The sequence below is a fragment of the Candidatus Proelusimicrobium excrementi genome (assembly GCF_937881865.1).
Taxonomy (GTDB): domain Bacteria; phylum Elusimicrobiota; class Elusimicrobia; order Elusimicrobiales; family Elusimicrobiaceae; genus Proelusimicrobium; species Proelusimicrobium excrementi.
Map to the genome: position 1 here is coordinate 1 of NZ_CALGEO010000133.1, position 10,007 is coordinate 10,007.

A 10,007-nucleotide genomic window follows, 5' to 3' on the forward strand; every position below is an offset into this window, starting at 1 on the left:
AAATTCTTCACAGTGAGGAAGTAGGGGGACGTCAGGGAGAAGAACACAACAATAATGATGTAGGCCAGGATCAGAGGCCAGAATTCGACCTTTTTAAGGCCCTTTTTAATAAGCAAATCCGCCAAATTGCCGGAAAGAGCGTCAAGCTCCTTATAAGATAATTTATTTTCAAGGAATTTAACGGCGGGATGAGAAGGACGTTTCTTTGCGTTTGAGGCGAAAGCGTCCAAAAAAGTCTTGGAAAAATCATAAGCCGCGCGTTTGCCGGCAAAGCCCTTTAAAACGGCTTCGCGCTGACGGCGCGTCAAAAGAGTGATTGAGGAAACTTTCTCCAAAGCCGCGCCCTCTTTGGCCATGCGCTCTATAATCTTCTCCATAAGTTCCAACATACCTTCTATAACATCATCGTGATACAACCCTTTGGAGTAAGATATGGATACGTTTATGTTGGATATGCTTCTGACGATTTCAAACTGCAAATCTATTTGCGTGGCCTGACGCATCTGCACGGAACTTATCTTAAGCCCGTCCGTTTCAAAGGGGCGTATTTCCCCGCGGTAGTTGATGATAACGTCAAAAACAGGCTTTCTGGAAAGGTTCCTCTGCGGGGCCAAAATAGGGGCCAAAAGCTCAAAAGGGCAGGTTTGGTTTATAACCGCTCCGCGGAACATTTTTGAACTTTCTTTCATATAATCGCCGAGCGTCATATCGCTTTTTGGCTTGAACCTTAAAGGCACGGCGTTGACGAACATTCCGAAAAGTTCCTTAGTCTGAGGGTGCGAACGCCCGTTCATAATGGAGCCTACGGCGATATCCTCGCTTCCGCAGTATTTGGCTAAAGTTAAGGAGGAAGCCGTCATCATAAAAAGCGCGGTTGAAACGCCCATTCTTTTGGCGGCGGCGTCTATTTTGGCGACGTCCAAAAGGGCTTCCCTGCTGACGTCGGCTGCGTGGGGCAGTATCTCCGGGCGGGAAGTGCGCGTAGGCATTTCGTTTTCCGGCACGCCGTCTTTAAATAAATCAAGGAAAAAAGCTTTTTTTGTTTCAGCGTCTTCGTTTTTGCTTTGCCAAACGGCGTAATCAAGGAAGTCTTCCTTTTCCAAGCGGAACTTTTTGGCTCTTTTGTTTTTATAAAGCTTCCAAAGTTCTTCTATTATGCTGATTAAGCTGGTGCCGTCGGCTATAATATGGTGCATATTTATGTGGAAGAGATGTTCCCCCGCGCCGGTTTTAAACAAAGTAAACCTGTAAAGCGGGCCCTGGGTTATGTCATAAGGTTTGTTAAGTTCTTCTATAAGCTGCAAAGCTTCATTGAAAGTGCAAACGTATTTGTTAATTTCCACAGGGAAGCTTTTTGCCAGTTTGTGCACGAACTTCCCGTTTACCGCAGGGTAATAAGAACGAAATATGCGGTAGCGGCTTATCCATATTTTTAAAGCTTCTTCAAGGCGGCGTTCGTCAAGTTTGCCTTTCAGGCGGAAAGTAAACTTTGCGTTATAAGCGTTGGAATCGGGCGACATTTGCTGTTCGGCCACCATTTGCCTTTCCGTATAGGTAAGGGGCCATGTTTCCCTTGTGCAGGCCGGCCCGAAAGAAGACGTAAGCGCGCCGGTCTTTTTATCAATAAAAAACAAAACGCCGTCTTCCCCGGCTTTTGCCTCTTCGCCGGTTTTGTAAAGGAAAGGATAAATAAATTCCCTGTCGGAAACCGTCGTGTAGAACGGATTTGTAAGGAAGTTCTCTTTCTTTACGCACGGCATATCATAAGGCTTTTTGGCCAAATAGGCCCCCGCCACGTAAATTACGCCCGTTTCGCCGGGCAGGCACGGCGTAAGATCGTCCTTAAGCACGTACAGGACGGAGTTCTTAAAGTTCTTATAGGCCATATTATAGCCGTATAAAAGCCGTTCTATTTTCTCTTCCGGGTAAATTTTGTTTTTAAGACTGTCTAAAACGAGTTTTTCTTCAGCAGGATTTGCCGGCTTGTCGGCCCTGCGCCACAGGAGCGAATCGTGGCAGATTTCAAGATAACGGCAAATATTATAATCGCGGATAAGGGCGCGCTCGCTGTCGGCCGTTAAGAAGCATTCCCCCGGTTTGGACGGAATATCCACCGTCTTCTTAAGCCTTTTGGTTATTTTAAGAGTATTGAAATTGGCCCCGGCGAAAGATTCCAGCAAGGGCAAAGTTTTTTCCGCCGAAACTTCCGTAATATCGGCTTCCTGCGAGGAAATAAAAAACTTAGCCATAAAATGTTTTTTAGGGGAGTACTTCTTCGCCGCGTTCTTTTTGTGGGCCACGTCGGAAAGATAAGCGTCCAAGGAAAGATCTATAAGGCTGTAGCCCAACGCGTCATAATAAATTTTGGGAGTACTGCCCATTACCCTCGCGCCAGTTTCTATAAGGACGGGGCCCCTCTCCGTAAGCTTAACTTCGCTGTGGGAAGAACCGTAACTTATCCCCAAAGCATCCAAAACTTTAAAAATATAATTCACCGCATCCAGTACCGGGCCTTCCAATTTGTTTATCAGTTTGCTGGCTTCATATATCGGCACGCCGTAAGAGGTAAGAATTTTATTATAAACCAAAACGTCCGTCAGTACGTGCTTGCCCGCGCGGGAAACGCAGTTTACCACCATTTCATCGCCGTAAATATATTCCTGAAGCAAAAGCTCCCCGTTAAAGTTGCCGGCTTTGTCGGTTTTATTTAGGTATTCTTCAAAATATTTTCTTATTTCTTCTTCATTGTCGCAGGCGCGCACTCCGTCGGTGCCCGCACTCTTGGGCGGTTTAATTATTATCTTTTTAAGGCCGGATTTTTTATACCAGTCCAAGGCTTCGTTTATGTCGCCGGTAAGAAAGGAATATATATGATTTAGCCCCGCCGCTTTTAAGGCGTTTTGCATAAGGTATTTATCGCGCCGGGCGTGCAGAAGGGCGGGATCGTTTACCGGCAGGCCGAAATATCCCGCCAAAGTTTCCGCCGCTATAACACCGGTTTCCGTGCCTGGTATTACGGCGCGGAAATTATATTTTTTAAGTTCCCGGGCGGTTTCTTCTATTTCTTCCGCCATGCGAAAGCGCTTTTCATACGGGCACCCGCCGATTTGTGATTCTATGTACTTTTCCATAAAATCCGCCGGGAAGGAAGAATTCCTCTCCGTGCCGGAAGTTACGTGATAAGGCACCATGCCGCGCGCGCGTATTCTTTCCGCATACTGCGCGCCGGTGGCGAAACCGTCCACTACCAAAACGTTAAAAGGTTTAGATGCAGCCACTTTTCTTAATCTCCCATAAATCGTAGTTGGATTCTTTCCAGCCGACTTTTTTATAAATAGGCACTACGGAAGTATTGCCTTTGTCAACATAGAAACGCAACCCTAATACGGAGGGATTCTCTTCATAAAGGCGCATTACGTGCTGATAAATTATTTTAAATAAACCGCGCTTGCGGTGTTCGGGTTTTATATACAAATCCGTAAGCCACATATAATTGGCGTTGCGCCAGGTGCTCCATTCATATACGTAGGCGATTTGCCCCAAAGCTTCTTTGCCTTCAAAAAGTATAAGGTACACGCCTTTGCGCTCATCTTCCAAAATGGCGTTCATACTTTTAGTGAGAGTTTCAAGATTAAGAGGCCTGTTTTCGGTTTCAATGGCGAGTTTCATGTTGAAATCAACCAAAATATCAAGATGTTCTTTTCCAGCTCTTTTGATTTGGAATTTGCTTTCGCGGTCGGATTCTGTCATAGGGTTATCCCCCCTTCGTCGGGATTTTAGCGGAAAAAATATAAAACCCGCCAATTAATATAAACAATAATATTATTATATATTTTTGGGCGGGTCAAGAGATATTCTTTAAAACCATGCGGCTTAATTATAAGCGGAATATGTCAAAACCCCGCGTCCTGAAAAGAACGCGGGGCGGTTAGTTGAGAGCCGGGTTTTATCCCGGTAAATTATTTACTATCCTTGTCTGCACATATATTGTTGGCAATAGCCGTAACCGTTTATATGTGGATATTGCGATCCGCATCCGCTATTCCAAGTATTATCACTTATCCACTTAGACCAATAAGTGCCGTTCATAGATTCATTGCATTCGGGCAGAGTGCCTGTACCACACTCAATCTTGTTCCAGCAAGGTGTTCCCATTTTAACCCAGCCATAGGGTATCGTTACGTCTCCCATCGTCATGCACAGGGGGCCCGTGCCGTCTTTCCTTTGACAGCAAGTGCCGCCGCCTTTTAAAGGTACGCTTTCATAGGCGGAATCGCTGCAATCACAGTCCCCCCACGAGCCGGTTGTCCATGTCCCGGTTGACGTGTTGCATGTTACGGTTCTTGTTTTATATCCGCCCGTGCATGTTGTTCTTGTGTCAGGTTTGCTTGATGTCGGGCATGTCTTTGTTGTAGGGCAAGAGGCATCCCAAGGGCTCCATGTGCCGTCTGAACAGCAGGTTCTTGTTGAAGTGCTGTAACTGCATCCGCTGGCGGTATATTTATTCTCCTTTTGCCCTGATGTACATTCCGCTTCTATTGGCCCGATTATAGGTCTATCTATTATCGAGCCGCCCGGATCGATTGGGGCTATAATCATGCACGCGCTCAAGTCATAGGATAATTCCACACCGTTACTGCCATAACCCGGATGCGGGCAGCATGACATTGTCGTCCCTTTACAACACGCCACCTGACTGCCTGTACATACTGCCGCGTAAGCTGCACAGCATAATCCCATAAAACTCACAAAAACTAAGCTTCTTATAAAAAATAAGCCTAGATTTCTCTTTATACTAACCATATTTTTACCTCCGTTTTTGATTGCTTCAAGCCGAAAAACTTTAACAAACGCAAATAAAGAAGAACGACGAACGGCACAGATTTTTCAGCCTGAAATATAGAGGAAATTTATCAAAAAAAAAAAACAAGTCAACTGTTTTCTCGTTTTCCGGGCATAATAAACCCGAAACACGGCCTTAAAAACAGCTGTGTCCTTTTCTTGAAATTAAGATTTGTTTTGGTGATTGGTTACTACAGATGAGTTCTTTCATAAGGCACCTCACAGTAAGATTTACACTAAGATAACAAGCCTATACCGATGTTGTAAAAATATTTTGATATTTTGGCAATATACACTTTAAATTAGATGATTCGGCAGGAATAAAAATAGTTTTATATGAATACTTTATCTAAAAAAAATCCGGGCTGACTTTTGCGTCGGCCCGGATAAATTAAAGCAATAAGATTTTACTATTTTATGACGACTACGGAACGTCCGTCATCTTGCAAGGCGTTCGGATCCGGCGTTTCTTTACCGTCGACGACAAACATATATCTGTATTCGCCGGGATAAATAACCAAAGTCGTAGACCAAACCCCGCCGACTTTTTTAAGCGCGACGGGTTTGCGCATGGTAAAGCCGGAAATTATGGAAACTTTTTTTGCGTTGCCGTAGTACTTAAAAGTAACCTTCCTGGTTTTGCCGGTGCCGGAAATAAATACGCTTTGCTTTTTAGGTTCGGCTTTTACGGCAGGTTTTTCGGCCGGGGCTTCCGCCGGTTTGGCGGGTTTTGCTTCGGCCTCGTCTTGGGCCGGTTTAGGTTCTTCGGGTTTGGCGGAAGGAGCTTCTTCCTGAGGAAGTTTTTCCTCCTCAACCAAAATATTTTCCTGCACGTCGGTTTCCGCCGAAAGTTCTTCTTCCGCCGCGGTTTGAGGTATTAAAGAGGCGAAATCAAAATCGTTAAAAAATGATTTATAAATGAAAAAACCGAAAACGCACAAAGCCACTATATCTACAAAAATTAAAAAAAGCCAAATTTCTTTGGAAGTTTTTTTGGAATTGTCTTGAAGTTCTTCCGGCATATAGACCTCATTAAAAGCGGGCGAAGGGAATCGAACCCTCGTCTAAAGCTTGGGAAGCTTCCGTTCTACCATTGAACCACGCCCGCACAAATTGGATATACTTATTCTACTAAAATAAAAAGCTTTAGGGCAAATTAATTGTTGTCAAACCTTAAAAAAGCCGATTTATTTTTTTCAAGCAGGGCGAGGGCTTGTTCTTTATTTTTAATTTTGCCTTCAACCTGCGCCAGCGTAACGGCTTCCAAAATACGGCCTACCCGCGGCCCGGGCGGCACATTTAAAACGGACATAATATCCCGCCCGTCTATAATTTTAGGCGGAGCTACAAAACGTTTGCTTTCATTGAAATACTTGCCGAAAAGGAAATTCAGCATTTGCATATGCCTTAAAGTTTTGCCGATATTATCCTTCTTTTTGGCTTCTTCCATAGTCATTACGGGCAGTACGGATTTACGCATGAGGGAAAACACCTGCATAGGCCTTACGTAACTGGTATAATCGGCCCAGCACAAAAGCAGCATAGGAAGCCCGGCGGGGCCGAGTTCCTTAAAAAATTTATAAATGCCTTTATCCGTAACTATTTCGTTGCTGGCCAAATTGCTTGGACGCAAATGATAATAAATCATCTTGCAGATAAGCTTTTGGGCGTCGCAGGAATATTTAAGTTTTTTTAGGAATTTTTCCGCCATTTCGCTGCCGCGTTCTTCGTGGTGAAAGAAGCGGAGCCGCCCGTTAATCATTTTTGCCGTCGCGGGCTTGGCGATATCATGCAAAAGCGCCGTCATTTTATAAAGGGCGGTATCCTGCGCGTAAGGCTTGATTTTTTTATGGAATTTGGGGAAGGCCTTTTCAAGATTATTAAGCAAAAATTCAATACGCTCGACGACTTTCATCGTATGCGTAAAAACGCCGCCTTCTCCGTAATAGCAAATTGCGCAGGTTTTCTGGTCTTCAAGCTGAGGGATTAAAGCCGATAAAAGGCCGGCCCCGTCCATAGCTCGCAAAATATTGGCGGTATTCGCGGCGGCAAATATTCTTTTAAACTCTTCCTGTATTCTTTCCCCCGCCGGATTTAAAGCCGCAGAAACGGATTTTTTTATCAAGGAAAGGGTCTTATCTTCAATTTTAAATTTAAGTTCGGCGCAAACCCTAAAAGCCCTTAAAAGCCTTAAAGGATCTTCCGTAAACACCTTGGAGTTATTGGCGCGGACCGTTTTATTTTTTATATCGTCTATTCCGCCGTTTAAGTCGATAATATTTTCCTTTTTTAAGGAAGTCAGCAAGAGGGAAAGTTTTTTGCCGGCGGGTTTGGTTTTGATTTTAAAAGCGGAACTTACGGGATAAGCCAATGCGTTAATCGTAAAATCCCGGCGTTTTAAATCGGCCTTAATATCTTTGCCGACGAAAGCGCACAAATCAATTTGGAGCCCGCTTTTGGCCGTTACGCGCCAAACGCAGAAATCGGGGTCCATTTCAAAAGCGGAAGCCTTAAGCTTGGCGGCGAGCTTAACCGCGCATGGTTTGACCAGCTCCCTAGGCATGGCCAAATCAATGTCGCCGCAGTAACGCTTCATCAAGGCGTCGCGCACCGCTCCGCCGACGAAATACGCCTCCGGCGCGCAGTTTTTTATTAAGGACGCCAAAGCTTCGGGCTTAATCATTCGCGGCCTTCGGCTTTTTTGGCTGCGGCTTCAGCTTCCTGCTTTTTAAGTTTTTCCACCGCCGCTTTACGCAAATCTTTCTTAAGGATTTTCCTTAAGGAGTTCTTGGGCAAAGCTTCCATAAATTCAATATCTCTGGGGCGTTTGTAATTGTCAAGATTGTTTTTAAGGAATTTCCTGAAATCGGCTTCGTTGAAGTCTTCGCCTTTTTTCTTGACGGCGTAAAGCTTGATAAATTCCCCGCCGTGGCCGTCCGGCACGCCGATTACGGCGCATTCTTCTATGCCGGGATATTCGTTAATGACGTGCTCCACCTGCGCGGAGAAAACCTTAAGCCCCTTTATAATAATCATGTCTTTTTTTCTGTCGCGGATAAAAAGGAAGCCCTCGTTATCAATCACGCCGACGTCGCCGGTTCTGAACCAGCCGTCTTTGTCAAAAGCGTCGGCGGAGGCCTGCGGATTATTGTAATAACCATGGAAGACGTTATCGCCCTTAACGCATATTTCACCTTCAACGTTACGGGGCAGTTCATTGCCGTCGTCATCGGTAATTCTTATTTTTACATAAGGCAGGTTAATGCCTACGGAGCCGCTTTTTTTGTTGGCTTCCGTATTTACGCTGACGATAGGGCTTGTTTCCGTAAGGCCGTAACCTTCAAGAATAGGCAAATCAAGCTGTTTTTCAAAATGGGCTTGGGTTTCTTTGTTAAGCGGGGCCGCGCCGGAAATACAGAAGCGCACTTTCCTAAAAGCCCAATACTGCAAATAAAGTTTCTTAAGTCCTTTGGCTTCTTTTGCTAATACACTATAAAGCTGCGGAACGGCTATCATAACGGTAACCCTTTCCTTGCCCATAAGGTGCAGCCATGCTGAAGCGGGCGTAATATTGGCCATTACAACTATTTTAAGCCCCAAGCTCAACGGCAAAACGATATTTGCCGTCCAAGCCAAAGTATGGAAAAGCGGCAAAATGCACAAGAATACGTCATCTTCCGTAATTTTGAAAGAAAGCACCGTGGCGTGTACATCCGCCATAATATTTTTATGCGTAAGCATAACGCCTTTGGGCAGGCCGGTGGTGCCGGAAGTGTAAAGAATCATTGCCAAATCTTCATAATAAGGACGGACGGAAAGAGTTTGCGGGTTAAAACTGCTGTTTTCCACCGCGGGCCAAAACAGTTTTATGTCCTTATCTTCCAGCTTGGCTACGCTGGATTGAATTTCGTCAACGGAAAATATATATTTAAGCTCCGGGATATCCTTTTTTATCGGCGCGTAATGACGCAGGAATTCCGCCTGAGTAACAACGGCTTTTGCGCGGGAATCCGAAAGTATAAACTTAAGTTCTTCCGGCTTGGAAACCATAAAATTGACCGGCACGCTTACCGCGCCCAGTTTAAAAAGAGCGTAATTTGTTATTACGACCTCTATGGAGTTCCTCATAGCCACGGCCACTTTGTCATTCTTTCTTATGCCGTGTTCCCAGAACATATCGGCCGTACGGTCAACCTTCATAAGAAGTTCGTGGTAAGACCAATGTTTTCCGCCGTAAACTATGGCCGTCGCTTCCGGCCTTTTATAAGCGCTGGCAGTCAGCGCGGTATATAAATCCGTTGAGTTAATATTCATATTAATATTTTACTATTTAAGCCAAAATCTGACAAATTTTCCCCCTAAAAACCCCGCCTTTGCTTGCGCTAAGGCGGGGCGGTTAGTTGAGAGGCGAAGTCGCCTTCGCTTAAAGCCGATTAAAAATTACTCGCATACGCAGCTTGCCTTTTCGCATTGGCCTGCGCCGATATCCTCATAAGCGGTTGCACTTGCTCCGACGGGTTGGCAAGAATATCCCCTTAAAGGATTTTCCTTTGAACAACCGTTATAACTTATAATCGAGCCGTGGTCACATACCCAAGTACCGCTCTCTTGTCCGCCGCCGCTGTTGCCGCCTTCATAAACGCATTCATGAGCCGAAGTATCTAAATAGTATCCATTATCTTCGTCACATTCGCAAACGCCGTTTACTTCTATTGCGCCCTGCGGACATTTGCATTTACAGTTAGCCTCGTCAAAATCCGCATATATTTGCCAAGAATCGCATGTATCTGCGGATTTATTGCAAGAGGAGCACTTTCCCCCCCAAGCGGACCATTGTTTATTTGAACAGCAAGTCCTGGTTTGGGTGGTATAACTGCACCCGCTGGCGGTATATTTATATTGCACCTGCCCTACGGAAGAACAGCTTTCGGCATTGGCTAATAATGCGCCCGTTAAAACGCAAAACACCGTCAAAAACGCTTTTATAATTATTTTATTTTTTGACATAATTTTCCTCCTCCTTGGTATTAAACAGCCCGCCTAAACTAACCTTAAGCAATAGAAAGTCATCTTTTATTGGGCAGGCCGATTTACGAAGAAAATTTATCAAAAAAAAAAACAAGTCAACTGTTTTCGCTTTTTAACAAAACGCCCCAACGTACAAC

General features: G+C 44.8%; 7 protein-coding genes and 1 tRNA gene. All 8 read right to left on the bottom strand.

Going from position 1 to position 10,007, the window contains the following annotated elements; genetic code table 11:
- On the bottom strand, positions 1–3,278 hold a 3,278-nt coding region (locus ACQY26_RS06330), incomplete at its 3' end, for a condensation domain-containing protein (protein ID WP_428048300.1).
- Complete coding sequence (locus tag ACQY26_RS06335) at positions 3,265–3,750, bottom strand: N-acetyltransferase family protein (RefSeq protein WP_428048301.1); 486 nt, start codon at positions 3,748–3,750, stop codon at positions 3,265–3,267. The genes ACQY26_RS06330 and ACQY26_RS06335, both read right to left, overlap by 14 nt.
- A 216-nt stretch (positions 3,751–3,966) precedes the next feature.
- Positions 3,967–4,629 carry a hypothetical protein gene (locus ACQY26_RS06340; RefSeq protein WP_428048302.1) on the bottom strand — a complete coding sequence of 221 codons (663 nt, stop codon included), beginning with the start codon at positions 4,627–4,629 and terminating at the stop codon, positions 3,967–3,969.
- Between the two features lie 623 nt (positions 4,630–5,252).
- Positions 5,253–5,864 (bottom strand): hypothetical protein, encoded by a 612-nt coding sequence (locus ACQY26_RS06345; RefSeq protein WP_428048303.1) that lies wholly within the window; start codon positions 5,862–5,864, stop codon positions 5,253–5,255.
- A 15-nt stretch (positions 5,865–5,879) separates the two neighbouring features.
- Positions 5,880–5,950 (bottom strand) — tRNA-Gly (locus ACQY26_RS06350).
- Between the two features lie 48 nt (positions 5,951–5,998).
- Complete coding sequence (locus tag ACQY26_RS06355) at positions 5,999–7,525, bottom strand: CCA tRNA nucleotidyltransferase (protein ID WP_428048304.1); 1,527 nt, start codon at positions 7,523–7,525, stop codon at positions 5,999–6,001.
- Positions 7,522–9,156 carry a class I adenylate-forming enzyme family protein gene (locus ACQY26_RS06360; protein ID WP_428048305.1) on the bottom strand — a complete coding sequence of 545 codons (1,635 nt, stop codon included), beginning with the start codon at positions 9,154–9,156 and terminating at the stop codon, positions 7,522–7,524. The genes ACQY26_RS06355 and ACQY26_RS06360 overlap by 4 nt, the downstream gene beginning before the upstream one ends.
- Before the next feature lie 126 nt (positions 9,157–9,282).
- Positions 9,283–9,849, bottom strand: coding sequence for a hypothetical protein (locus tag ACQY26_RS06365; RefSeq protein WP_428048306.1), 567 nt, complete (start codon positions 9,847–9,849; stop codon positions 9,283–9,285).
- Between the last annotated feature and the right edge of the window lie 158 nt (positions 9,850–10,007).